Source organism: Gemella massiliensis (genome assembly GCF_900120125.1).
GTDB classification, from domain to species: domain Bacteria; phylum Bacillota; class Bacilli; order Staphylococcales; family Gemellaceae; genus Gemella; species Gemella massiliensis.
Genome location: NZ_LT635545.1, coordinates 228,908 through 255,126, shown reverse-complemented (window position 1 = coordinate 255,126; position 26,219 = coordinate 228,908). Strand labels below are relative to the sequence as shown.

The 26,219-nt window shown below is 30.0% G+C and carries 23 protein-coding genes; 18 read left to right on the top strand and 5 right to left on the bottom strand.

What is annotated here, in order from left to right:
• Positions 1 to 6: 6 nt before the first annotated feature.
• Entirely contained in the window at positions 7 to 1,815 is a 1,809-nt protein-coding gene (gene pepF / locus BQ7358_RS03925) for an oligoendopeptidase F (RefSeq protein WP_062174529.1), read from the bottom strand.
• 257 nt (positions 1,816 to 2,072) lie between these two features.
• Here pepF and BQ7358_RS03920 point away from each other — a divergent pair, with 257 nt between their 5' ends.
• Positions 2,073 to 3,449, top strand: coding sequence for an ISL3 family transposase (locus tag BQ7358_RS03920; RefSeq protein ID WP_072520105.1), 1,377 nt, complete (start codon positions 2,073 to 2,075; stop codon positions 3,447 to 3,449).
• A gap of 10 nt (positions 3,450 to 3,459) precedes the next feature.
• Here BQ7358_RS03920 and BQ7358_RS03915 read toward each other — a convergent pair whose 3' ends face one another.
• Positions 3,460 to 3,786: a YutD family protein gene (locus tag BQ7358_RS03915; RefSeq protein WP_231723782.1), complete on the bottom strand. Its 327-nt coding sequence runs from the start codon at positions 3,784 to 3,786 to the stop codon at positions 3,460 to 3,462.
• Between the two features lie 3 nt (positions 3,787 to 3,789).
• Positions 3,790 to 4,989, bottom strand: a complete 1,200-nt coding sequence (locus tag BQ7358_RS03910; protein WP_072520234.1) for a serine hydrolase family protein — start codon at positions 4,987 to 4,989, stop codon at positions 3,790 to 3,792.
• Positions 4,990 to 5,528: 539 nt separating this feature from the next.
• On the opposite strand from BQ7358_RS03910, the gene rpsF reads away from it, so the two are divergent.
• The 14 genes from rpsF to BQ7358_RS03840 all read left to right on the top strand — a co-directional run bounded on the left by rpsF (position 5,529) and on the right by BQ7358_RS03840 (position 20,586).
• Positions 5,529 to 5,816, top strand: coding sequence for a 30S ribosomal protein S6 (gene rpsF, locus BQ7358_RS03905; RefSeq protein ID WP_062174525.1), 288 nt, complete (start codon positions 5,529 to 5,531; stop codon positions 5,814 to 5,816).
• Positions 5,817 to 5,829: 13 nt separating this feature from the next.
• Positions 5,830 to 6,381, top strand: a complete 552-nt coding sequence (locus tag BQ7358_RS03900) for a single-stranded DNA-binding protein (RefSeq protein WP_062174523.1) — start codon at positions 5,830 to 5,832, stop codon at positions 6,379 to 6,381.
• Between the two features lie 24 nt (positions 6,382 to 6,405).
• Complete coding sequence (gene rpsR, locus BQ7358_RS03895; RefSeq protein WP_021752292.1) at positions 6,406 to 6,654, top strand: 30S ribosomal protein S18; 249 nt, start codon at positions 6,406 to 6,408, stop codon at positions 6,652 to 6,654.
• A 99-nt stretch (positions 6,655 to 6,753) separates the two neighbouring features.
• Positions 6,754 to 7,974 (top strand): HD domain-containing protein, encoded by a 1,221-nt coding sequence (locus tag BQ7358_RS03890; RefSeq protein WP_062174521.1) that lies wholly within the window; start codon positions 6,754 to 6,756, stop codon positions 7,972 to 7,974.
• A gap of 233 nt (positions 7,975 to 8,207) precedes the next feature.
• Entirely contained in the window at positions 8,208 to 9,749 is a 1,542-nt protein-coding gene (locus BQ7358_RS03885) for a DEAD/DEAH box helicase (RefSeq protein ID WP_072520233.1), read from the top strand.
• An 11-nt stretch (positions 9,750 to 9,760) separates the two neighbouring features.
• Positions 9,761 to 10,363: a ComF family protein gene (locus BQ7358_RS03880; protein ID WP_062174517.1), complete on the top strand. Its 603-nt coding sequence runs from the start codon at positions 9,761 to 9,763 to the stop codon at positions 10,361 to 10,363.
• A 151-nt stretch (positions 10,364 to 10,514) separates the two neighbouring features.
• Complete coding sequence (hpf, locus tag BQ7358_RS03875) at positions 10,515 to 11,060, top strand: ribosome hibernation-promoting factor, HPF/YfiA family (protein WP_062174515.1); 546 nt, start codon at positions 10,515 to 10,517, stop codon at positions 11,058 to 11,060.
• A gap of 175 nt (positions 11,061 to 11,235) precedes the next feature.
• The gene (locus BQ7358_RS03870) at positions 11,236 to 11,811 is read left to right on the top strand and encodes a DJ-1 family glyoxalase III (RefSeq protein ID WP_062174512.1); all 576 of its coding nucleotides are present in this window, start codon (positions 11,236 to 11,238) and stop codon (positions 11,809 to 11,811) included.
• A gap of 409 nt (positions 11,812 to 12,220) precedes the next feature.
• Positions 12,221 to 14,326: a Cna B-type domain-containing protein gene (locus BQ7358_RS03865; protein ID WP_072520232.1), complete on the top strand. Its 2,106-nt coding sequence runs from the start codon at positions 12,221 to 12,223 to the stop codon at positions 14,324 to 14,326.
• A gap of 50 nt (positions 14,327 to 14,376) precedes the next feature.
• Positions 14,377 to 15,417 (top strand): Cna B-type domain-containing protein, encoded by a 1,041-nt coding sequence (locus BQ7358_RS03860; RefSeq protein WP_072520231.1) that lies wholly within the window; start codon positions 14,377 to 14,379, stop codon positions 15,415 to 15,417.
• A gap of 310 nt (positions 15,418 to 15,727) precedes the next feature.
• A complete protein-coding gene (locus tag BQ7358_RS03855; protein ID WP_200773558.1) occupies positions 15,728 to 17,281 on the top strand; it encodes an SSURE domain-containing protein in 1,554 nt (517 codons plus the stop codon).
• Between the two features lie 105 nt (positions 17,282 to 17,386).
• Positions 17,387 to 18,079, top strand: coding sequence for a response regulator transcription factor (locus BQ7358_RS03850; RefSeq protein WP_062174509.1), 693 nt, complete (start codon positions 17,387 to 17,389; stop codon positions 18,077 to 18,079).
• Between the two features lie 47 nt (positions 18,080 to 18,126).
• On the top strand, positions 18,127 to 19,176 hold the full coding sequence (locus tag BQ7358_RS03845; RefSeq protein ID WP_062174508.1) for a sensor histidine kinase: 1,050 nt from the start codon (positions 18,127 to 18,129) through the stop codon (positions 19,174 to 19,176).
• Between the two features lie 135 nt (positions 19,177 to 19,311).
• On the top strand, positions 19,312 to 20,586 hold the full coding sequence (locus BQ7358_RS03840; protein ID WP_062174506.1) for an MFS transporter: 1,275 nt from the start codon (positions 19,312 to 19,314) through the stop codon (positions 20,584 to 20,586).
• Between the two features lie 55 nt (positions 20,587 to 20,641).
• On the opposite strand, the gene BQ7358_RS03835 is transcribed toward BQ7358_RS03840, so the two are convergent.
• Positions 20,642 to 21,712, bottom strand: coding sequence for an SH3 domain-containing protein (locus tag BQ7358_RS03835; protein ID WP_062174504.1), 1,071 nt, complete (start codon positions 21,710 to 21,712; stop codon positions 20,642 to 20,644).
• Between the two features lie 12 nt (positions 21,713 to 21,724).
• Complete coding sequence (locus tag BQ7358_RS03830; protein ID WP_062174502.1) at positions 21,725 to 22,504, bottom strand: M15 family metallopeptidase; 780 nt, start codon at positions 22,502 to 22,504, stop codon at positions 21,725 to 21,727.
• Between the two features lie 303 nt (positions 22,505 to 22,807).
• On the opposite strand from BQ7358_RS03830, the gene BQ7358_RS03825 reads away from it, so the two are divergent.
• From BQ7358_RS03825 to rplI, 3 genes are read left to right on the top strand one after another with little or no spacing between them, the layout of a single operon-like run.
• Positions 22,808 to 23,800: a DUF2232 domain-containing protein gene (locus tag BQ7358_RS03825; protein WP_062174500.1), complete on the top strand. Its 993-nt coding sequence runs from the start codon at positions 22,808 to 22,810 to the stop codon at positions 23,798 to 23,800.
• 4 nt (positions 23,801 to 23,804) lie between these two features.
• Entirely contained in the window at positions 23,805 to 25,754 is a 1,950-nt protein-coding gene (locus tag BQ7358_RS03820) for a DHH family phosphoesterase (protein WP_062174498.1), read from the top strand.
• A gap of 16 nt (positions 25,755 to 25,770) precedes the next feature.
• A complete protein-coding gene (rplI, locus tag BQ7358_RS03815; protein ID WP_062174496.1) occupies positions 25,771 to 26,217 on the top strand; it encodes a 50S ribosomal protein L9 in 447 nt (148 codons plus the stop codon).
• Positions 26,218 to 26,219 lie beyond the last annotated feature (2 nt).

The window sequence follows — 26,219 nt, the reverse complement described above, 5'->3', positions numbered from 1 at the left end:
TATCGTTTAATTTTTTAATTCTTCTGTTAAATTATACAGTTCATCTATTAGGTAACCGATATAGTCAATAGCTTCTTTTAACGGTGCTTCTGTACTAACATCACAACCTGCCAGTCTGGCAAGCTCAAGTGCTGACATACTTCCCCCTTTAGAAAGAGTATTTAACCACACTTTTGCATGATTATTATCTTTTTCAATTTTATTAGCAATAGCTGTTCCTATGGTAAGGCCGGCAGAATAAGTATATGAATATAGACCCATGTAATAATGAGGTTGACGCATCCAAGTTAATTCCGCACCTTCATTTATCTCAAGGCTATCTCCAAAAAATTCTTCCATAACTTCACGTTTTACATCGGATAACACATCGGCATTTAACATTTCGTTATTATCTACTTTTTTGTAAATTCTGTCTTGATATACAGCCTCAAGATAATGTGTTACCATATTGTGAAAATAAGTTCGGCTAATCATATTGCTGATAACCCAACGTTTAAAGTGAGCGTCTGTGCTGTTTTTAAGTAAATAATTCGAAACAATAACTTCGTTACATGTTGAAGGTGCCTCAACAAAATATAACGAACAATCGAAGTTTAACATTGTTTGATGTTTTCCGGCATTCATAAAGTGATAGGCATGCCCTAATTCATGAGCAAGAACAAATACTTCGTTCATTTTTCCTGTCCAAGATAATAAGATAAATCCGGCAACATTAGGAACGGTAGCACAGAATCCACCGGTACTTTTCCCGATATTCTGAGGGAAATCTGTCCAACGTTTATCATAACTTTCATCAATCATCTTAACATAGTCATCGCCTAAAACACCAAGTGCTTTTTTTAGATAAGAACGAGATTCGTCAATGGTCATGTCTACTTCGAAATCAGGGTCTAAATTAATTTTGCAATCAGAAAATTTCATATCTTTGATGTTATGTTCACGTGCTAATAATTTAATATAGCGACGAATATGTGGGGCAAGATCTGTCATTAGAACACGAATTTGTCGATCGTATAATTCTCTATTAACGTCTTGATTAGCTAATAAATAATCGATAACACTATCATAACCGCGCATGGTAGCGATCATTTTTTCTTTTTTTATTTGTGAAATATATTCATTGGCAGAAGTATTTTTATATTTTCGCAATGTAGAATAAAAACTTTCCGCACCTTTTCTGCGAATATCTTTATTATTATCCATTTCATATAGGTTTTCATATAAGACGAAGCTGTTTTCAAAAGTTTTGCCGTCTACTTCAAAACTGTCAAACTTCATATCTTCATGTTTTGTTACTTCATACAAATGGTAAAAATTAGGTAGATTTTCAAAATTTGAAATTACTTGTTCGGCATCTTTTGAAAGTGTATATTTTTTACTACGAATAATTTTTTCAAAAAAGTATCTTAAATCGGGGCGGTACTTATTAACAAAAGTATTAATAAATTCTTTATCTAAATCTACAAGAGTGGTTTGGAAAAAACTCATATTACTTGCCCAGTAACTTGAAACTTCTTGGAAAAGTGTTGCATTATTAATGACGTTATCATTAAAGCGATCCACGGTCATAGGAAGTTCAGCGTAGTGTGAAAGTTTGTATAATTCTTCTTGAAGCTTTTCGAATTCTTTAAGAGCTTTGTCAAGAAGTTCAAAAGAAAGCTCTTTATTCTCATAATTATTTTTAAATGTATTAATATCTTGTTTTACAATCTTTAAAGTTTTTTTAAAATCTTCTTCTGTTTTATATAGTAAACTTATATCCCAAGTGTAGCGTTCATCAACTTCACTACGGGGAATTAATTTCAATTCTGTCATAGCTAGTCTCCTTAAAAATTTTAATTAATATAATTATATCTCAAGTTGAATGAAAGATAAATAGTAAAGAATGTGAAAAACTCCTAAGAGTTTTGAAGAATACTTCAAACTTCTTAGGAGCTTTTAAGAATTTCGGTTGTATAATAAATACGGGGCATGGGAAAAATCCATACCTCGTATTGTTTTTTAATATACAAAAAGACAAATATCCAATATAATTAAAGTGCAAAAAAATAAACTATGAAAGGATATCTGTCATGAATAATTTTAACACAAAAACAAAAGAAATAAAAGAGGGAGAATTCATTAAAAACCTACTACAAATAAAAGATAAAAATATAACTATTGAGAAAACACATAACGAAACTATAAAAAATAATCAAAAGTACTTTGTATTCAAAGGTACCTTAACATATAAACCCAAGAAGTGTGAATGCTGTGGTTGTCTTAATAAAGGTTATACTGTAGTTAAAAACGGCTTTAATGAACTTACTAGAATTAATCTATTAAAAATATCAGGTATCCCTGCTTATTTGGAACTAAGAAAGCAACGTTTCAAGTGTAAAACTTGTAATAAAAAATTTGTAGCTACTACTTCTTTTGTAGATAAATACTGTAGTATTTCTAAAAATGTTAAGTTTTCTATAATGAGTGATTTAGCTGATACTTTATCTTTTAAACAAATAGCCAAAATGAATAATGTATCGGTTAATACTGTTATAAGAACTCTTTATAAATGTAAATCCCATGTAGACATTCTTAACTATAATACCTTACCTGAGTATTTATGCTTTGATGAGTTAAAGTTTACTAAAGATAGTAAAAATGGTATGAGTTTTATTTTTTTAGATGCTTTAACTCATGAGATTATTGATATAGTTGATGGTAGAACTGAGTATATTTTAAATAATTATTTTTCCAGATTTTCTAAAGAGGCTAGAAGTAATGTTAAGGCTATTTGTATTGATATTTATACTCCTTATATGAAGTTGATTAGAAATAAGTTTCCTAATGCTGAAATTGTTATAGATAGGTTTCATATTATTCAAAATGTTAATAGAGAACTTAATAGAACTAGAGTTAAGCTAATGAATATTTACAAAAAACAAAAAGGTATTAATTATACTCTTTTAAAAAATAATTGGAAGTTAATATTAGAAGATGAAAGTAATGTTACTCATGGTAGGTTTTTCTTTAATAGGAGTTTTAGGAGTTTAGTTACTAGACGTGATATTTTAGATTATTTATTAGGATTAGATTGTATATTTAAGGCTAGCTATGAGAGAGTTCAGGATATTAGATATGCGATAAGGTATAGAAATGAGTTGGAGTTTAAAGAATTAATTGAAAAATCTACTATCGGTTTATCTGATGGTGTTAGTAAGGCTATTAATACTATGAGAAAACATAAAGAGTATATGCTTAATAGTGTTAGGTATTCTATCTCTAATGGTTCTTTGGAGGGTATTAATAATAAGATAAAGGTTTTAAAGAGAGTTTCTTATGGTTATAATAGCTTTTATAACTTTAGATTACGCATTTTAGTTGTTTCTAGGTTATTTGTTTCTGAGTATAAAAATAATATTTCTTTTAAGGGCGTTTTGAAAAATGCCAAGCAACACTGCATTGCTTAGCATTTTATCCTTATTTTTTCTCATGCCCCGTATTTGACACAGAGCCAGAATTTCTTTTTTTAACAACGAAAAATGGAGAACCAAAATTACAATATTCTAAAATAAAGTCTTCCAAATTATTGATATTTTTGGAGTTTGTACTATCTTTCGTTAAAACAAAACCTGTTAGGCGTAACTTTTCGTGAGAAATATCTCCGACGATAAAAGGTTTATTTTTAAGAACGTCTACTAAACGTTCTTCGAAACTTTCCTTTTGAAAGGCATCTTTGAAATTATAAATTAATTCGTAAATAATTCCATCAACTTCAAAGATTAAGTTATTTTGTTCAATCTCCATATTTTAATCCTTTCTAACAATAGGTTTTATAATATACAATGCCATAAAGACAAGTGAATAAACAGTTAGAATACCTGCGGCAAAGTATTTTGTTCTATTGATAATAATTGTTGTTTTTTCCAAATTACTCTTTTTACTGAAATTAACATCATTAATAAAATTAGATTTTACTTTAGTGAATTTTCCTGAGTCATTATTAGAAGAAAAATCAGAATAAACAGTTCCGTCATTAGCTGAAACAGTTTCGTATTTTTGGAATAATAGGATACGTTTATTCATAAGTAAATAAGTAACGTCTTTTATAGAATGTTTTTCATAGAATAAGTCATAAATATCATTTTCAAAAGTAATATTTTCATTATTAATTTTATAAGAACCGGCTTTAAGAGCTAATTTATAGCTATAATTAGTAAAAAGATAATCATAAGTTTTTTGAAGACCGGCGAAAAATTTGTCTTTGCTATCGGTCTGGTTTAAAGTGGTAATCAGTAATTTGGTATTACCGCTATAAGCGAACGTAACGCTGTTTTTACCGGAATAATCAAGACCTAAGACTCTGAATTTATCAGATTCGGCAAAATTAACACTATTATCCGCACTCTCGCCTGAAGCAAAAGTGTACTTAGGATTTTTTGTAATTTCTGTTAAACCGGGATAATTTTTTAGAATTAAACCGGTAAGATAAGAAATATTTTTCACTGTACTCTTATTATCATCACTTACTGTTAAAGAAGATAGTGTAGTGTCGGTTAATGACATATCGGAAATAAGATTTTGTGCATCGTTAAGGTTAAAATTATATTCTTTAAAAATAGAGTTTAAAAGAGCATTTGATTCTACATTTTCCAGTAAAAATAAAGCATCTTTAATACTAATTTTATTGCTAAGTTTGTATTTGGATAAAATACTATCACTCTCCGTGATATTTATCGTACTGTTAAGATTGATTTTATTATTTTTTAAACCATCGGTTAATAAAAATAGTGCAAGGTAATTTGCTAATTTACTAACTGAAGTCTTTTCATTTTCTCCACGCTTTGCGATAATTTTTCCGGTGTTAAGCTCCGATATAACTATGTGGCTATTAGTATCACCGAAATTTGAAATAGCGTTATTATCTAAAAATGTTGTTTCCGCTTTAACATAACTAGGAACTAATAATGTCAAAAGCATAACAACAATGCTAATTTTTTTTAATTTCATACAGATTTTCCTTTATTTACAAGTAATCAAATATTTTTTGCATACTAGATATATGATATTAAAGTAAATTTAACTAAAGTTAAAATCTTCGTTTTATTATATATTTATATACAAAATATTTTTTGCCGCAGTGGTGAGGCAGTCTTAAGAACTTTCTTTAATTCTTAGGCTTATGAGTACTTTTAGCACAAATAAATCTTAGAATTAAAGTATGTAACAAGAGCTTGAATTTTAAGAAACGTAGTGACAATGAAATTCATGTTCCGTTATATACTTCACTAATAGTATAGTACAAAATGAAAGAAAAAGCTAATATGAAGTAAGTATAAACAGTCATAATAAAATATAAAGGATATAATTTTAAGCGGTATTTTTGTAGAAAATTATGTCGCAAATTAGTGTGAAAATAATTTTTGAAAATATAGGACTATTAGTTGATTTTTATTTTTATATTTGATACAATAACTGCTAGAGTAATTTTATTACTCCTTACTCTCGCTAAAATAGGGAGTCGCAAAGACCAAAAGGAGGTAACACACATGAGAAAATATGAGGTAATGTTTGCTGTTCAACCACGTATTGATGAAGAAGCTAAAAAATCTGTGGTTGATCGTTTTGTAAATATTCTTTCAGAAGGTGCAGAAGCCGTTGAAGTAAAAGACTTAGGTAAAAAACGTCTAGCATATGAAATTGAAGACTTCAGCGATGCATACTACTATGTAGTAGAATTAACTTCAGAAACAGATGCGTCTACAAAAGAATTTGATCGTTTAGCAAAAATTAGCGATGATATTATTCGTCACATGGTTGTAAGATTAGAAAAATAAGAGAGGGTAGACTATGATTAATAACGTAGTGTTAGTTGGAAGATTAACGAGAGATCCAGAATTAAGATATTCTAGTTCAAATATACCTATGGTTTATTTTACGGTAGCTGTTAACAGAACATTTACCGATCAAAATGGGCAACGTAATGCGGACTTTGTCAGCTGTGTAGCGTTTAGAAAACAAGCTGAAAATATGGCAAGATTTCTTGCGAAAGGTAGCTTAATAGGTGTAGAAGGACGTATTCAAACACGTAATTATCAAGGTAAAGACGGTAATACTGTTTATGTTACGGAAGTAGTAGCTAATACTGTTCAATTTCTAGAGCCTAAGTCTAGTACAAATAGACAAAATAACGGATTTGACTCAATGAGTTTTAATCAACAACAATCTCAACCAAATCCATTTAACAGTGGATATTCTAATTCAAACCAAGGACAAGCTAATACAGCTATGCAGGATTTTATTAATGACAGTTCATCATTCTCTGATTTTGGAGAAAATTTCCCAAGTAATTTAGATGATGACTTCATGCAGGATGTAGTAAATCCGTTTAAAGAAGATTAAAAAAAACATAGGAGGATATGCAAAATGGCAGTAAATAACAATCGTCGTAATAATATGCGTCGTCGTAAAAAAGTATGTTATTTTACAAAAAATAATATTGAATTTATCGATTATAAAGATGTAGAATTACTAAAAAAATTCATCTCAGAACGTGGGAAAATCTTACCACGTCGTGTAACAGGTACTTCAGCTAAGTATCAAAGAATGTTAACTACAGCAATTAAAAGAGCTAGACACATGGCACTTTTACCATACGTTGTAGACGAAAAATAAGAATAAGAAAATCTGACAGACTTAGGTCTGTCTTTTTTTTATCAGCTTTGTTATAATAACTGTGTAAGAAACAATGTAGTAATGAAAGGAGTTGTTTAAATGCAGTTAAATAAATTAGAAGAAACAAAAGTGCTAAGAGATCCGGTGCATAGTTATATACACATTAAATACAAAGTAATTTGGGATTGTTTGGATAGCAAGGAGTTTCAACGTTTACGTCGTATTCGCCAACTCGGTGGTGATTTTCAGGTATATCCAAGTGCAGAACATTCACGCTTTTCTCACTCTTTAGGTGTATACGAAATAGTTCGTCGTATGGTAACGGAGATTAAGTCATTAAGTGTGGAGCTAACCGAATATGAAAAAGTGTGTGTTATGTTAGCGGGGCTATTACATGATGTTGGGCATGGACCTTTTTCGCACGCTTTTGAACATGTGACAAAATATAATCATGAAGAATATACGGCGAAAATAATTTTAGAAAATACACAATTAAACAGTATATTGTGTAAAGTTCATAAAAAATTACCGCATGATATAGTATCAATTATTCAACATACTCATCCTAATGATATATTAAATCAAATTGTTTCAGGACAATTAGATGCAGATCGCATGGATTATCTTTTGAGAGATTCATACTTTTCAGCAACGAGTTACGGGCAGTTTGACCTTGAACGTGTGTTAAGAACGTTACGTGTTAGGAAAAATATTGACGGAAAAAAATATTTAGTGACTAAATATACGGGTATTCACAGTGTAGAAGATTATATTATGGCAAGGTATCAGATGTATTGGCAAGTATATTTTCATCCGGTAGCCCGCAGTTATGAAACGGTATTTATTCAGTTGTTTAAACGTTTAAAAGATTTATTCAAAGTAAATCCCGAATATTTTGCCGACCTTACCGTACTCGTACCATTTTTGACCGATAGAAAAACAAGTGTAGAAGATTATTTTAAACTGGATGAAAATGCGTTGTTTTACTGTTGTTCGTTAATACAAAATAAAGATGATATTATTGCGAGTGATTTGGCGTATCGTCTGCTAAATCGCAAACTTTTTGAATATGTTGACTATAGTGATGATAATTTAGCTCAAATAAAAAATATGTTAAAAGAAAAAGGCTTAGATGAAAATTATTATATTCGTATAGAAAACATAGCAACAAGTGTTTACACTCCATATACCGGAAGAAAGATTTTGATAGAAGATAGAAATGGGAATATTATTGCTTTAGAGCAAGCCAGTACGATTGTTGATTCTATAACAAAAGGTCAAACTAAAACAGAAGGAACGATATTTTTCCCGAAAGAATAAAATTTATGAAATATAACATATACTAAAAGCAATCTTCGTAACGAACAAATAATTGAATAATAATAAAAAAGATGAATTAACGAAAGAGAGTTCATCTTTTTTGTAGTTTTATATAAAAAATTAGTTTTTTGTTAAAGAGAAAATTAACCTAGATGATAAATTACAAAAATAATGACAAAATAAGTTTAACTTAAAGAAAAATAGCTGTATAATGAACACAGGAGGAAAGTAAGATGTTTTTTGATACATATTGTGAATTTATTGAGGCATTATATTATGTAAAATATTCAACGTTAGATGAAGAAGAAAAAATAAAAATATATAATAACATTTACCAAGAATACAGGGAATATAATCATTATAATAAAGATTTTGAACAAATATATAGTGATATTATAAACAATATTATTTGTGAAATTTCACAAGAAGAATATTTATATCTCAGCCGATATAACGGTCTTTTATTATCTATTAATCAACTTATATCTCTAAAAATAAAAATTCATTATTTAGATTATAGTTCATATATAAAAAGAGTTTTTTGTGTTGAACAAAAGGATAAAAAATATCACTGCTTACAGTGTGATAATAAGGTGCAAAGTAATTTTTTTACTTTTATTTATAACAAAAAAGAGGTTGTTTACTGCAAACGTTGTGTGAAATTTGGTAGAGCTGATAACAGAGTGCCGAAGTTTTATATAAATATCCCCTTAGAAAATATTAAAATAAAAAAACCTGACGTTGAACTTAGTTTTGAACAGAAGAAAGCATCATGTAGTCTGGTAGAAAATTTAAAACAAAACAAAAATACATTAGTATGGGCAGTATGTGGAGCGGGAAAAACCGAAATAGTCTATGAAACGGTATATAGAACCATTAACGAAAATAAAACTCTATGTTTTGCCGTTCCGAGAAAAGACGTGGTAAAAGAATTGGCAATTAGATTTAGACGAGATTTTAAAGAATTGGCAATTAATGTTTTACATGGTGATGAAAAAATATTAACCGGGTCAAAAATATACATAATGACAACTCATCAACTAATGAAATATTATAATTATTTCGATGTAGTTATTATTGACGAAGTTGATGCTTTTCCGTATTATGGTGATTCTTTATTAGAAGAAGGAGTACTTACCGGTTTAAAAGAAAATTCTTCCCTTATATTTTTATCTGCAACACCATCAAAAAAAATTAAAAGATTTGTAGATGAAATTATAAAAATACCGATAAGGTATCATAAACATTTATTACCGATACCCAAAGTCAAGATAGAAAAAAATAATGTATTTATTTTAGAAGAATTATCAAAAAATTTAAAGGATTTTATTTTAGAATCATTAAAAAATAAACGGAAAATTCTAATATTTGTGCCAGCTATTGCAATGTGTGAAAACTTAGTAAATTATATAAAGCTATTGTTAGAAGATGACAGTATTTTTATTAACAGTGTTCATAGTGAAGATAAAAAACGTTCTGAAAAAATAGCGGATTTTTATAGTAATAAGACTAATATTCTTGTAACGACTACGGTGCTTGAGCGTGGTGTTACCTTTGACTACTTAGACATAGCGGTTTTTGACGCAAGCCATAGTCATTTTACAAAAGAGGCGTTAATCCAAATATCAGGAAGAGTAGGCAGAAAAGAATATGATAATTCTGGGAAGATTATTTTTTTAACAGATAAAGTAACAAAAAATATAAACTCTGCGATTAAAGAAATAAAGTATATGAACGCACTAGCTAAACAGAAAAAGTTGAATATTAAAAAATAGGGAGAGTTATTATGAAATGTAGTTTTTGCGATAAGGAGATAAAAGAGAAACTCAGCTTTAAAAATATTTTTTCCAAAAAAGAAACTATAAAATTATGTGATAGATGTAGAGAAAATATCAGTATTAATAAAATCAGAATTGAAAATTATACTTTATATTATTTTTGTAATTATAAATTTATTAAAGAAATAATTTATAATATAAAATACTTTGGAGATATTTCTCAAGGAATAAAATTTAAAAAATTATTTAAAGAGTTTTTGAGATTATATAAATTTGATATTATTACAATCGTACCGTCAAATATAACGAGAGAAACTATTCGAGGTTACAATCATATTGAGTTAATTTGTGAACTTTGCGATGTAGAGTATAAAAAATTATTGACTTGCTCATATCGAGAAAAACAGGCGAAATTACATAAAAAAAGAATGGAAAATAATTTTAAACTCCTTGGAGATACGGTAGGGGAAAATAATAAAAAAATTTTAATAGTAGATGATGTTTTTACAAGTGGTAATACATTGAAAAATTGTGCGAAACAATTAGAAAATAAATTTAAAAATTGTGAAATTAGTTTTTTAACATTAGCATTTACCGAAGATAAAAAATAGATTTAAAACCTTAAAAATACTTTAATTTTATAATGCTAATTCTTAGTAAAAAGATATTGATAATGCTTTTATAAAATGGTATAATGAAAATATAAATAAAGGGGAAAACCTATAAAGCAGTTAGGTTGCTTTATGAAAGGAGTGCTTTAAAATGTTAAGATATCAAGTACGTGGAGAGAATTTGGAGATTACTCAACCGATTAGAGAGTATGTTGAAAACAAAGTTTCTAAATTAGAAAAATACTTTGCTGAAAGTTTAGAAGCAAACGTTTATGCTAATGCTAAAGTATATAAAAATAGTAAGAAAAAAATTGAAATTACCGTACCGCTTAAAGGTGTAACTTTACGTGCGGAAGAAGTTAATGAAGACTTGTATGCTGCCGTTGATTTGGCAGTTGACAAACTTGAACGTCAAATGAGAAAACATAAAACAAAAATTAATCGAAAAGGTCGTGAAAAAGGCTTTATCAATGAAAACTTATTGACAAGCGAATTAGTAGAAACGGAAGAATCAACATTAGATTTCGGCAAAGTAAAACAATTAACAGTAGAATTAATGACAAGAGAAGAAGCTGTAATTCAAATGGAACTTTTAGGACATGATTTCTTCGCATTCTTAGATGCAAAAACTAACGAAATTTCTATAGTTTACAAACGTCGTGATACAGGGTACGGTGTATTGGAAATTTCTAAGTAAATAATTAAATAAGAGTTTAAACACTGAGCAACTATCTTCCGCAGGTAGTTGCTTTTTTGAATATAAGATATAATAAATGTTATAATTTTTATTATTTCAAATGTTATTTCTTTTTATTTTTAAAACGATAAGTTAAAATAAAACTATAAAACATAATTAAAGGAGGAGAATTAGAATGACAAAAAAAGTAGCTTTATTCGTGGAAAATGGTAGTGAAGAATTAGAATTTATTGCACCGTTAGATATTATGCGACGTGCCGGATTAAATGTAGATCTTATATCTGCAAATAACGAAAATTATATAACCGGTTGTCACAATGTGAAAGTATTAGTCGATAAAAAACTTAAAGAAATAGAAAATATTTTAGACTATGATGCTATAGTTATCCCCGGTGGACTGCCCGGAAGCACCTTGCTTAGAGACAATAGAAAAATTATTGAATTTTATCAAACAATATATCAGAAAAATAAATTAGTAGCTGCCATTTGTGCAGCTCCAATAGTGTTAAGTAAAGCGGGGATACTGAAAGATAAAGAAGTAACATCATATCCGGGATTTAAAAAAGAAATAGAATGTAGATTATACAACAGTGCTAAAGCCGTTGTTGTGGACCGAAATGTTATTACGGCACAAGGGCCGGCAGTAGCTACGCTTTTCGGGTATGAAATAGTTAAATATTTATTAAATGAAAGAAGTTCAAATGACATAGCGAGTGAAATGTTAATGCCGATTTTAAAAAATAATCTATAGGAATAATTAAAACAGTTTAAAAGTAAAAAGAGCTAAGATTTGAGAAGTATAATTCTTAAAATCTTGGCTTTTTAAAATATTTTGCGATAATGTATATAATTTTAATTTATATTTTTTGATAAGTTAGTTATAAATACCGGTTTTTTGAATATTATTTTAAGCTACAATAAAAGACTATTAAATAATGTTAGTATAGGGAAAAGAGTAAGATAATTAAATAAAAATGGACAAAAAACTAGGATTTAATTTACAATAAAACTGCGGTATGTTATAATATATCGTGGAGTAGGTTATTAGTTTGCATTACTGATATGAGTGTGTTTATCTTGTCAGGTATGTTATAGTGTATGTAATATTTAAGGTGTAAATTAAATCCTACTTAAAAATACAAAGAAAGGAAGAAGTATTCATGAAAAAGAAAATTTTTATATGGATAACGACTGTACTTTTAATATGTAGTACAATATTGACTACAGTTATAAGTTCAAACACAAATATTGCTAGGGCAGAAGGTGGAAAACAGGGAGAGAATTTAACTACAAGTACAAAAGTACAAAAAAATGAAGTTAAAAAAGAAACTCAAGGCAAGAGCACCGAAGCTACAGAGAAAAAAGTTAGCGATAAAGCTGATAATACAGCAAAAACAAATGAAAAAGCTGACAATACTGTGGATTTAGGTGTTAATGCTAAAGGAACTACAAATATTGTATCAGAGAAAAGAGGTGAAACCGAAAATATTCCTGATAATATAATAAAATCTATAGCAAGAAATGCCGCAATGCATAATGATATAATTACAGAAATGTATATCACTGATAACGATGGGAAACCGATACCTAAAGATGGAGTTAAGATGTGGGAAACTTTTAAAGTAAACGCTAAGTTTGCTCTTAAAGATAATAAAGTTCATAAGGGTGATACTAGTACAATAAAATTACCTGACGAATTAGCTTTTAGTACCACAATAGATTTTGATGTAAATGATTCTGAAGGTAAACTAGTAGCTAAAGCTGTAATAGATTCTGCTACTAAAACAATTACTTTAACATATACGGATTATCCTGAAAAACACTCAGGTGTAAAAGGAGAGCTATTCTTCTACGCAAGGGTTGATGAAACTAAAGTTAAACAAGAAAAAGATATTAATCTTAAATTCACTATAAGTAATGATGTAACAATTTCTGCAGGGACATTACATTATAAAGGACCTAATAAAAAAGTTGATACTACAGTAGATAAAACCGGTGTACAAGACGCAAAAGATAAAAGTCTTTTCCACTATACCGTTGCTGTTAACAGAAGTGCTACAGATTTAAAAAATGTAGTTCTTAAAGATAGACTGGGTGACGATATTTACAAAGTTAATATACTAAAAGATACTATTAAAGTGTATGAAGTAGAATGGTTTTGGGATACAGATAAGGCATATTGGAATTATAAAAATCAAAAAGATGTTACTGCCACTTACAAGAGTAAGATAACTATGGATGCTGACCAAAAAGGATTTTCTCTTGAATTAGGGAACATCGGTAAAAAAGGTTACATGGTAACTTATGATATAAAAGCTGACTATACTCCTGCAGATGGAGAAGTATTTACAAATAAAGCAATATTAAAGCATAGTGGAACAGAAAACTATGAAATGAAATTTGATTTGAAATATTTGGCAGCCGGAGGTAAAGCGGAAGGATATGTGTACTCTATTAATCTACTTAAAAAAGATAAAAATGGAGGAAAAGCACTAAAAGGTGCTGAATTCCAAGTAACACGTGATACAACCGGACAAGTAATAGGGAAGTTTACGACAGATGATAACGGAAAAATATCAATTACAAAACTGTTAAAAGATAACTATACTATTAAAGAAACAAAAGCACCTGACGGTTATAAATTAGATCCGACAGAAATAAAAATCGGCCCAAATGATTTTGGTAGTGATAAATCAATAACTAAAGAAGTCCTTAACGAAAAAGATACAATAAAAATCTGTGGAACAAAAACATGGGACGATAACAACAACCAAGATGGCAAACGCCCAACAAAAATCAAAGTAAAATTACTGGCTGACGGAAAAGAAGTAGCTACAAAAGAAGTAACGGAAAAAGACGGTTGGAAATATAGCTTTGACAACTTGGACAAATACAACAAAGACGGAAAAGAAATTAAATACACAATAGATGAAGAAGTAGTAGAATTCTACGAAAAAGCAATAGATGGCTTTAATTTAACAAATAAACACGTTCCTGAAAAAACAAAAGTTGAAGGACTAAAAACATGGAACGACAACAATAACCAAGATGGAAAACGTCCAACAAAAATCAAAGTAAAACTACTAGCTGACGGAAAAGAAGTAGCTACAAAAGAAGTAACAGAAAAAGACAACTGGAAATACAGCTTTGACAATTTGGATAAATACAAAGACGGAAAAGAAATTAAGTATACAATAGACGAAGAAGTAGTGGAATTCTACGAAAAAGCAATAGACGGCTTTAATCTAACAAACNAAAAGAAGTAGCTACAAAAGAAGTAACAGAAAAAGACAACTGGAAATACAGCTTTGACAATTTGGATAAATACAAAGACGGAAAAGAAATTAAGTATACAATAGACGAAGAAGTAGTGGAATTCTACGAAAAAGCAATAGACGGCTTTAATCTAACAAACAAACACGTTCCTGAAAAAACAAAAGTTGAAGGACTAAAAACATGGAACGACAACAACAACCAAGACGGAAAACGTCCAACAAAAATCAAAGTAAAACTATTAGCTGACGGAAAAGAAGTAGCTTCAAAAGAAGTAACGGAAAAAGACAACTGGAAATACAGCTTTGATAATTTGGATAAATACAAAGACGGAAAAGAAGTTAAATACACAATAGATGAAGAAGTAGTGGAATTCTACGAAAAAGCAATAGACGGCTTTAATCTAACAAATAAACACGTTCCTGAAAAAACAAAAGTTGAAGGACTAAAAACATGGGACGATAATAACAACCAAGATGGAAAACGTCCAACAAAAATTAAAGTAAAATTATTGGCTGATGGAAAAGAAGTAGCTTCAAAAGAAGTAACGGAAAAAGACGGCTGGAAATACAGCTTTGATAATTTGGATAAATACAAAGACGGAAAAGAAGTTAAATACACAATAGATGAAGAAGTAGTAGAATTCTACGAAACAATAATACACAATTTTAATCTAATAAACAAACATGTACCTGAAAAAGTAAGTGTAGCAGGACTAAAAACATGGATTGACAACAATAACCAAAGTGGCAAACGTCCAACAAAAATCAAAGTAAAATTATTGGCTGATGGAAAAGAAGTAGCTTCAAAAGAAGTAACGGAAAAAGACGGTTGGAAATACAGCTTTGACAATTTGGATAAATACAAAGACGGAAAAGAAGTTAAGTATACAATAGATGAAGAAGACGTAGCAGGATATACAAAAGAAATAAACGGTTATAATTTAACAAACAAATTATTACCACCGCCACCAACACCGCCACTACCAAAAACAGGACTAACAGATAGCGGATTAGAAAACTTAGGAATAGGATTGTTGGCAGCTGCGTTATTAATAGTAGGTAGAAAAAAATATCTGCGATAATTAATAGCTTTGTATTAAAGTTAATAGAATAAATTATACAATAAAATTTAGTATGTAAATTTCTAAATGTATAAAATAGTATGGAGGATAAGAAAATTATCCTCCATATTTATGTTGTAACGGTTGAAAGGTATAAAGAATTGAGCTTATTTTATATTTTTACTCAACTTTAAAGAAGTTATTTTCTAATAAAAACCGAATATAACAAATAAATAAGGATTATTTAAGAAATATTTTAACTTTTTCTAAGAAGTATTTAATTTTAATTTTGTATACTTTAATCATAAAGAAAAAATAAGGAGAATATTTTATGCAAAATAATCGTATGAGTTTAAATAATGAAAAACGTAATAAATGGTCAATTAGACGTCTTAGTGGAGTAGGAGTTGCTTCAGTAATTGTAGCAAGTAGTATGATAGGAGGTGCTGCCCAAGTAAATGCCGCTGAATTAAAAACCAACAAACTTACGGAAGTAAAAGAAAGTAGAGATATTTTACAACCTAAAAATATAGATGAAATTAATAAGAAATTAGAGATGACAGGTAAAAGTATAAAAAAATCGGATATGATGACCGAAAATTCTAAGGTGGAAAAGAAAGTCGCTGATAATAAAGCTGAACCAAAATCTCAAGATAAAAATATGAAACATAAACATGAAATGACAAAACCGGAAGATGTAAAAAAATCAGTATCGGAAAATATTAAAGATAAAATAGATGTACCGGCAAGTTATTTAGAAAATGCAAAATATCCCGGACCGTTTACAGCAGGGGTAAACCAAGTAATACCATATGAAGCCTTTGGAGGAGATGGAATGTTAACAAGACTGTTACTAAAATCATCTGACAAAGCACCGTGGTCTGATAACGGAACAGCGAAGCACCCCGGACTGTTACCATTGGATAAATTAACAAATGGTCATTACTTCTACAATGTAGAACTGGACGGAAAAGCAAAAGGTAAATCGGATAAAGCATTGCTTGAGCAACTAAAAGCAAACGGAACACAAAGTTACTCGGCAACGGTAAAAGTATACGGTTCAAAAAACGGCAAACCTGATTTAAGTAACGTTATAGCAACCAAAAAGGTAACGATTAACTTAAAAGGAATGATGAAACACGAAATGACAAAACCGGAAGATGTAAAAAAATCAGTATCGGAAAATATTAAAGATAAAATAGATGTACCGGCAAGTTATTTAGAAAATGCAAAATATCCCGGACCGTTTACAGCAGGGGTAAACCAAGTAATACCATATGAAGCCTTTGGAGGAGATGGAATGTTAACAAGACTGTTACTAAAATCATCTGACAAAGCACTGTGGTCTGATAACGGAACAGCGAAGCACCCCGGACTGTTACCATTGGATAAATTAACAAATGGTCATTACTTCTACAATGTAGAACTGGACGGAAAAGCAAAAGGTAAATCGGATAAAGCATTGCTTGAGCAACTAAAAGCAAACGGAACACAAAGTTACTCGGCAACGGTAAAAGTATACGGTTCAAAAAACGGTAAACCTGATTTAAGTAACGTTATAGCAACTAAAAAGGTAACGATTAATCTTAAAGGAAAACATAACCACAAAGATCATAATCATAACGGGCATAATCCAACAGATCCTATGAATAAAGGACATATGGGTATGGGTGGACATCATGGGCATCATATGCATTCATCAAATACCAACCAAAACGGTTCGCAGTTAACCAATAGTACAACTAATCAAGGAACTTTATCAAACGGTAAAACAAGATTGCCTAATACAGGTCAATCTGAAACGAATTTGACATTGGCAGGAATTATTGGACTTATCTTTGCGAGTATTCTTGGGTTCTTTGCGATAAAAAGAAAAAACAGATAATAAAAGTAGGGGCATAAGTATATATTAAGAGGCTTTGCTTGAATATAAGAATAAGATAGTGCTATACTCTTACTGTATAGCACTATTTTTTAAGAGAGGATAAATATGAAAAATAAAATTTTGTTGGTAGATGATGAAATAGAAATAACGGAAATAAATAAAAGGTATTTAGAACAAGCGGGATATGATGTAGTAACGGCTCATGACGGGATAGAAGCACTTACAATATTTAAGAAAATGAAGATAGATTTAATAATTACGGATATTATGATGCCGAATATGGACGGATATGACTTTATAAGTGAGATTCAATACATAAATTCTGAACAAGCATTTCTATTTATTACGGCAAAAACAGCAGAGCCTGACAAAATTTATGCGCTTAGTATGGGAGCTGATGATTTTATAACTAAGCCGTTCAGCCCGAGAGAGCTTGTGCTTAGAGTGAGAAATATTTTGCGTCGAATAAAAAAAGTTGGGGTAGCATCAGAATCAATTACTTTAGGTGATCTTCAAATAAATCATGCCAGCAGATTGGTAATTGTTGGAGAAAAAGAGTTGGATTTAACCGTAAAATCTTTTGAATTATTATGGCTTTTAGCAAGCAATCCGGAACGTGTTTTTTCTAAAACGGAGTTATATGAAAGAATATGGCAAGAAGATTATGTAGATGATACTAATACTTTAAATGTACATATCCATGCACTTCGTCAAGATTTATCTAAATACAGTACAGAAAAAACTCCAACCATTAAAACGGTTTGGGGATTAGGATATAAAATTGAAAAAGCTGTATAGAGCGATTGTAACTTTAAGTATAATAATTTTAAAGAAAGGAGATAATAATGAAACTAAAAAATTATATTTTAATTGGATATTTGATTTCAACGTTAATAACCATTATAGCGGTTATTTGGGCGGTAAATAAAATGTTAATTGATACAAAAGGTACATATTTTATTATTTTAACAACTATTGTAGCGAGTGTTATAGGAGCCGTAGTCAGTTTGTTTTTATTATCTCGTGTATTCAGCTCTTTAGCGAGTCTAAAAAAACAAGTTAACTACGTCTCTGAAAAAAAATTTGATTTTGTTACAGATGTGAAAAATCCAATAGAATTTGCTGAATTGGCTAAGGCATTCAATGAAATGTCAAAAAATCTGGAGGAAACTTTTGAATCTTTAGCTGAGAGTGAAAAAGAAAAAAGTATTATGATTGCTCAACTATCGCATGATATAAAGACCCCTATAACGTCAATTCAGGCAACAGTCGAGGGTATGTTGGACGGCGTAATTGATAAAAAAGAGTATCCACATTATTTTAAAACTATAGGACGACAAACCGAGCGACTTAATAAACTTGTAGAAGAGTTAAATTATTTAACACTTAATACTTTTGATAAAGAGAATGATTTTACCGGTAAAGATATTATTTTCTTGGATAAGTTATTAATTGATTGTATGTCAGAATTTAGACTGTTGATAGAAAAAGAAAAAAGGGATATTTACATTAAAGTTATTCCGGAATCAGCTAAGATAGTTAGCAGTTATGACAAATTATTACGTATTATAGTAAATCTTATAAATAATGCTTTTAAATATTCAAAAAAAGGAACGAAAGTCGAAGTTATTGCAGAAGTAAAAAATAATAAATTGCAAATTTCAGTTATAGATGAAGGACAAGGTATTTCACCGGAAGAATTGGATAGTATCTTCAAACGATTTTACAGGGTAGAAACCTCTCGTAATTTAGAAACCGGCGGCTATGGATTAGGGCTTTCTATCGCAAAGCAACTTGCTCATCAGCTTAATGGTGATATATTGGTAAAAAGTGAGTATGGAAGGGGAAGTACATTTTCTTTAATCTTAAATGATATAGAAAAAGATAACTCGTAAGAAATGTATAATAAAATATTTTTACTGATAATTTTAAAAGGGGATTTTACCCTTTTTTTCTTTGTAGCATTCCTATCAGCTGATATATTTTAAATTTTATGTTATAATTCAAAAGGTTAATAATTTTGTTGGGAGATGATTAAAACAAAAATTTTACTTTCTTTAATTATGATTGTTTTTATTTTGGCAGTTGTATTTTATTTATCAAGGAAATTCGAGCTAAATAAAAATCAAATGATAATTTTTTGGATTTTGGTTCTTTTTTGGTCTGCAATCAGCATAATAAGGGCATATCGAAAACTGTATGCGATAACCCCTGTTGAGCATGGCGGACTTTCGTTAAGTCCGGTACTTGCGGCTCAAATAGCGGCGGGCTATGGGCTTACGAGTTTAATAGTAAGATTACCGATGTTTTTGGCGAGTGATATTTTCAGAAGAAGAAAAATATTTGTTCAAATTTCATTGTTTTTACTTATTATTACTTCATTTTTAGTAGCATTTAACGGAAATTATATTACGTTGTATCTATCCTCATTATCTCTTGGGCTTAGTGCAACGATGTTGGCGTTATTTAATGTTATTTTTTCGGAAACTTTTTCCGGAGATAAGGTGGCTGTTTCGGTGTCCATTCTTTCAGCAGCACCATTGTTGGCAGAGTTTGTGGCAGCACCAATTCAATATGTTATGACTATGAATACATATAAACATTTCAACTATATGTGGATAGTGTCCGGAAGTATTGCTGTTGCAACATTTATTTTAACATTTATGATGAAAGATTATGCATCTAAAGACAGTAATTTTTCTTTTAATAAGGTTAGAACAGTTTTGAAACATAAAAGTTTTATTTATGTTTGTTTATTAGCGTTGTTGTTATCATTTATAAAATTTTCTACTAGCGGTGCTAATATGGTAGCTTATGGAAAAACTGAATTAAATATGTCTCCGCTTATGCTTGCTTATATAGATGCAGTATTTGCAGTTCCGCAATTAATAGCGGGTATTTTAGTAGGAGTTTACTTTACAAGAAAAATTGGTATTCAAAAAACATTGTTGGTTTGTTTTAGCAGTGCTTTAATATTTTACATTATAGCACTTTATGTGAGCAATCCCTACATTATCTTTGTAAGCTATATCTTTAACGGGTTAGCGTATGGAGGGTCGTATAATGTTTTAATTTCCCTTGCCATGCAGTATTTTGATAGAGAATATAGAAATATCAGTATGGGTATTTATCAAGCATTTTTTGCACTTGGTATTTATTATGGTGACTATGTTTATGTTTGGATAGCTAAACATATTAAAAATGGACTTTTAGGATTTAGTCAAGGGAAATCAATATTCTTAATTGTTATTTGTATAACACTTCTAAGTATGCTTATGGTTAAGCTAAGGGTAAGAGACAACTAAGTTATAAAAAAACACAAAAGACTTTATTTACTGAAAATCTTTTGTGTTTTTGTTATTATTCGAGAAGATCAGCTCTTATCCAGCCATTTTTCCCGTTGTAGGTTACATATGCCCATTTTTCACCGTTTGAATTTTTTTCAATATAGTGTTGAGATATACGTTGACCAACTTTTATAGTTGCTAAAATTGAACTTGAGTCATTAGCAGAACTTCTAAGATTTACTCCTTCAGTCGGTTTGACATAAACTGTTCGTTCTTCAGAAGGGGTTGAATTATTTGAAGAATTTGACGATTTATCTTTGACAATAATGGTTTCTTTTTCCTTCGTTTTTTCGTTTAAACCGTTAACGGTGAATTGACGTTTAAATTCTCCGGTAGTTTTTAAATTTAATTTTTTTGCGGTATTTTTGTTAAGGGTAATAGTTACTTCCACTTTATCGCCATTTTTAAGCCCGTCTTTTTTATCAAAACTAACATCGGGGTTAGCAAGGAAGTTTGATATTTCTGATGTTGTATTATTTATATCGGGAACTTTTTTTATATCAACTTCAGGTTTTCCGTCGCCTTCAGTACCATAAGTTACAAAGTTGACTTCATATTTAGATAAATCAATAACAGCTTCTTTTTTTATAAATTTAGTATAACCAAAGTATAATCCGACAACAAGAACTGCGAAAGTAACTATACTCGTTAAAATAATTGGAACAATACTTTTTTTCTTCTTGTTACTATAACCGTCGGATGGGGTAAATTGTTGATTGTTATATTGGTCATTGTTATGAGTTTTATTTATAGGCGGTATGAAGTTTGGGTGATCGTTATGGTTTGTGTTACCGGAATGATTTTTCGTATTGTAGGTAACGGGATTCTCGTATCCGCTACTATTTTGTTCAACATAGTTTTCTTGTGTTCCAAAATCGTTATAATAGTTATTGCTATAAGGGAAAAAATTTCCTTGTTGATCGTAATAACCGCTTTGTGTATGAAAATTCCCCTGATTGTCATAATAACCGTTCAGTTCAATATAATTACCGTTTTCATCATAATAACCATTTTGATTAAATTGGTGTTCATTATTTTCATTATAATTTTGAGGGTTAAAACTATTGTTTTTTTCGTTATTCATATAATTCTCCTTTTACTCTAAATAATCTCCACCCAAGGCGTTTAAATATTCTTCGAGTGAAATATTTTTTTCATAAATTGTTTTGGCAATATTTTCTCCGACATAACGGATATGCCAACTTTCAGCCATGTAGCCGGTTTTATTAACAAATTCGGGTTTATATCTTATAATAAAGCCGTAGTAGTGAGCGTTATCAGCAAGCCAACGTGCAGCTTGTACGCTACTGTCACTGGTGCCGCTGGAACCTAGCAGTTGACCGTCATTATCGATTAAATCGAAAGCTAAACCTGTTTGATGTTCGCTATAACCCGGACGTGCGGAAAAAGTATCGGCTTCTTTTTTACCATGCTCATTAATGTAGTTGTTATAAAGTTCGGTTTGAGTTTGATAACTTCTAAAGCCGGAAACTTGATTTGAAACATTAAGGTTACGTTTTTGTGCATCTTTAATAAGTTTATTAACATTTTGCCTAGCCGTAGCATCTTCTCCCGGATTATAATTTTTAGGAAGTGGATGCTTCTTATTTGCCAGTAATATTCCGTTGATGACAGTTGGTTTATTAATATTATCCGGAGTTTTTCCACGAAGACTGTCTAAAGCTTCTACTGGATTATTGGTATCCGACTCTTTATTTTTTTCATCTTGAGAAGAATTTTCTTTCTTAGTTACAGTTTGAGAGTTTTCATTCGTGGTGTTTGAATTATTGTTAACTGATAAATAATAATAACCTCCAAGTGCGAAAATAAGGACAACTAAGACTGTGGTAGTTATTGTAATAATATATTTTTTCATAATATTCCTCCTTTTTAAATTATTTTCTTCTCTACACACATAATAATAGTTTGAATAATAATCTTTGTCAATTATTTTAATAAAAAATTATAAAAATTAATAAAAAAAATTTAAAGGGAGAGCTGTGAAATAAAAATAATATTTTTCTTTAAAAAATAGTTCTAATTTGGTATAATAATAAGGATAATGTTGATTTAAAATATTGAAAATTATTAATTTTTGAATAAAAACAAATTTGAGATTAACTTATTTTTTATTCTGTATAAAAAATTAGTTTTAATTAAAGAATAAAGGAGTGTTAAATTGAAAGATAACATTTCACAAATGATAAAAGAAGAATTGGAAAAATTACTTGCAAATAAATTTTTCTTTAAAGAACCAAGTAATAAAAAAGTAATAGCTTATAGTATAAGTTTTATTCTATTAGCATTATTAGGGGCGTTGCTTAGGGTAGAAATAATAGCCGCATTTTTATCGGTATTCCCTTTAACTTATGTATTAGGAGCTAAAGGCGAAAAATTATATTTACCGCTTTCAACAATAGGAATTGTTATAGTTTTGGTTCTTTCACCGTCAGGGTTTGCTCTTTGGTTTACATTACATATTTTTATAGCTTATATTATTTATAAATTAATTTGCGATAGACATTCTAAAGTTATTTTGCTTTTAACTATGACAGCATTTTTGTTTTTGGGGCTGGCAATTTATGTAGCGTTACTTATTAAGCAAGGTGCATTAAATATTAATTTTGAACAAATATCTAAAATAGTAAATGATAATGTTAATACCATGATAATGGCAAATAAAGAGATTGATAAAAATTTACTTCTTGCAAATTTTGAATCATTTAAGAAAACTTTCCCGGTAACGATATTTGTAGCGTTATTTGTTTATAGTTTAGGACTTGGACAGTATACCTTAACTATGTTATCAAAAGAGTATGTAATTATACCGACGTTTCCTAAATTTAGCAGAATTATGTTAAGCACTAAAATAGGATATTTTTATGTTGTGTTAACCTTGATTAGTCTATTTTTAGAAATGCAAAATACAAATAATTATGACTTCTGGACGATTGTTACACAAAATGTTGTCGGGGTATTAGCGTTGGCATTTACGCTTAACGGGCTGTTTACCGTCTTTTTCTTTGTGGAGCAGAATAGAGGTGTAAAGGCGGTTAAACCGTTGTTGGTGATAATGATGATTTTTCTAAGTCCGATATTTGAACTTATCGGTTTTGTTGACAGTTTATTTAAGTTAAGAGAAAAATTTATGACATTGCGGAAAGGAAGATAAGTATATGAGTGAAAAAAGAAAATACGAAGTACTTATTTTAATAATATTTATCTTAGGTGCGGTATTTATTTCGATATTCAGTATAGAAAGTTTAATCGTCTATCTTATAGTAGGTCTATTGTTGCTTATTCCTTTTTATTACCACGGACAAAAACAAGAAGAACAGACAACAAGGTATATCAATAAGTTGACTAACAGGATTAAAGATTCGACTGAGAAAGGAATAAATAAATTCCCTATTGGAATTATTGTTATTGATGAAGAAAAAAATATAGAGTGGGCGAATAATTTTATTTATAAAAATATAAAAGTTGATGAAATCCATGGTGTGAATATTTTAGAACTTATGCCGGAATTAGCCAATCTTTTTGAGGTGGAAACACCTGTGGACAACCAGTTTGAAATTTTTGGGAAACATTATAAAGTTAATTACCAAAAAGATAGCGGCTATATTTATTTCTTTGATATAACCGAGGCAAAAGTTGTAATGCAACGTTTTAGGGATACACGTCCTATTATTTTAAATTTAAGTCTTGATAATTATGAAGATGTTTATGATTCTTTAGATGATGAAGTAGCTAGCAGGTTAGATGCAAATATTGTCATAACTCTTACAGAGTGGGCGAAGAAAAACAGTATTTATCTCAAAAGAATAGACGAGGACAGATTTATTGGACTTCTTAATGTTAAAGATTTAAAAAAAATAGAAAAAGATAAGTTTCAAATTTTAGATTCAATTAGAAACTTAAAAGAAGATTTTGATGCACCGGTCACACTAAGTATCGGTGTTGGAGTAGGAACAGATTTTTTACCGGAGCTTGGGGAATTGGCGAAAAGTTCATTAGATTTGGCTTTAGGGCGTGGCGGAGATCAAGTAGCTATAAAGGATGTTGACGGAACAATTAGATTTTATGGCGGAAAAACAAACCCTCAAGAAAAAAGAACGAGAATTAAGGCACGTGTGGTATCCAATGCTTTGGCAGATATTGTTAATGATAGTGATAAAATTATTGTTATGGGACATAAGCGTCCTGATTTTGATGCTATAGGTGGTTGTATCGGTATTTATACTTTTTCGAAAATAGTCGGTAAAGAGTGTTATATCGTTTTAAATGAGAGCGATATGGATGAAACAATTAAGAAAATTATGGCTGAAATTCACTCGACGGATGAGAATCTTGCGAGAGTATTTGTAACAAGTGATGAGGCATGGGAACTTATGACACCGCAAACTACTCTTCTTATAGTTGATACGTCAGATGCCTCTCGTGTTATTGATGTCGGTATTTTACAAAAAGCAACTAAAAAAGTAATAATAGATCATCATAGACGAGGAGAAGATATTATTACTAATCCGCTGCTAACCTATATAGAGCCATATGCGTCGTCAGCATCGGAATTAATAGCAGAATTAATAGAATATCAAACGAAGATAGAAAAAATAACACCGCTGGCTGCTACAATAATGCTTGGCGGAATAGTTGTTGATACTCAAAACTTTTCTATAAGAACAGGGTCAAGAACTTTTTCTGCCGCAGGGTATCTTCGCAGTAATGGAGCAGATCCTACTAAAGTAAAAACAATATTAAAAGAACCTATTGAAAACTTTATGAATAGGGTAGAAATTATTAATAATTCCATTCAAAAAACGTCAGAGATAGTTATAGCATTAGCACCAAATGATAAAAAATATACTAATGTAATGCTTGCTCAAAGTGCTGATTTACTTCTTAGCCTTAAGGGGATAGAGTGCAGTTTTGCTGTCGGATATTTAGATGAAAATAAAGTCGGGGTATCGGCACGTTCATTAGGAAATATGAATGTTCAGTTGGTAATGGAAGAGCTTGGTGGTGGAGGACATCTTGCCAATGCGGCAACTCAAATTGAGGAGACGACAATTGAAGAAGTTCTGGAGAGATTGAATAAAGCGATAGATGAAATTTTATTAGCATAAAAAGGAGATATGGGACATGAAAGTAATTTTTGTAGAAGACGTAAAAGGTAAAGGTAAAAAAGGAGAAGTAAAAGAAATAGCAGATGGTTATGCGAAATTTCTTTTAAATAATAAGAAGGTAGTTATCGCTAATAATGCGAATATGGCAACTCTAAAAGGTCAACAAAAACGTGTCGAAAAAGATAAACAAGAGGAATTGGTTCAAGCTAATTTATTAGCTAAACAATTGGAAGATATTGAGGTAAAAATTAGTGTAAAAGCGGGAGAAGGGGGACGTTTATTCGGTTCTGTTTCTTCTAAGCAGATTGTTGAAGAGTTAAAAAAACAACATAACCTTAAAGTAGATAAGAAAAAAATTGACCTACCTCAAGGAATTCAGTCATTAGGGTACACTAATGTAAAAATAAAAATTCACAATGAAGTGCAAGGTGTGATTAAAGTACATGTGGTAGAACAAGCGTAAAA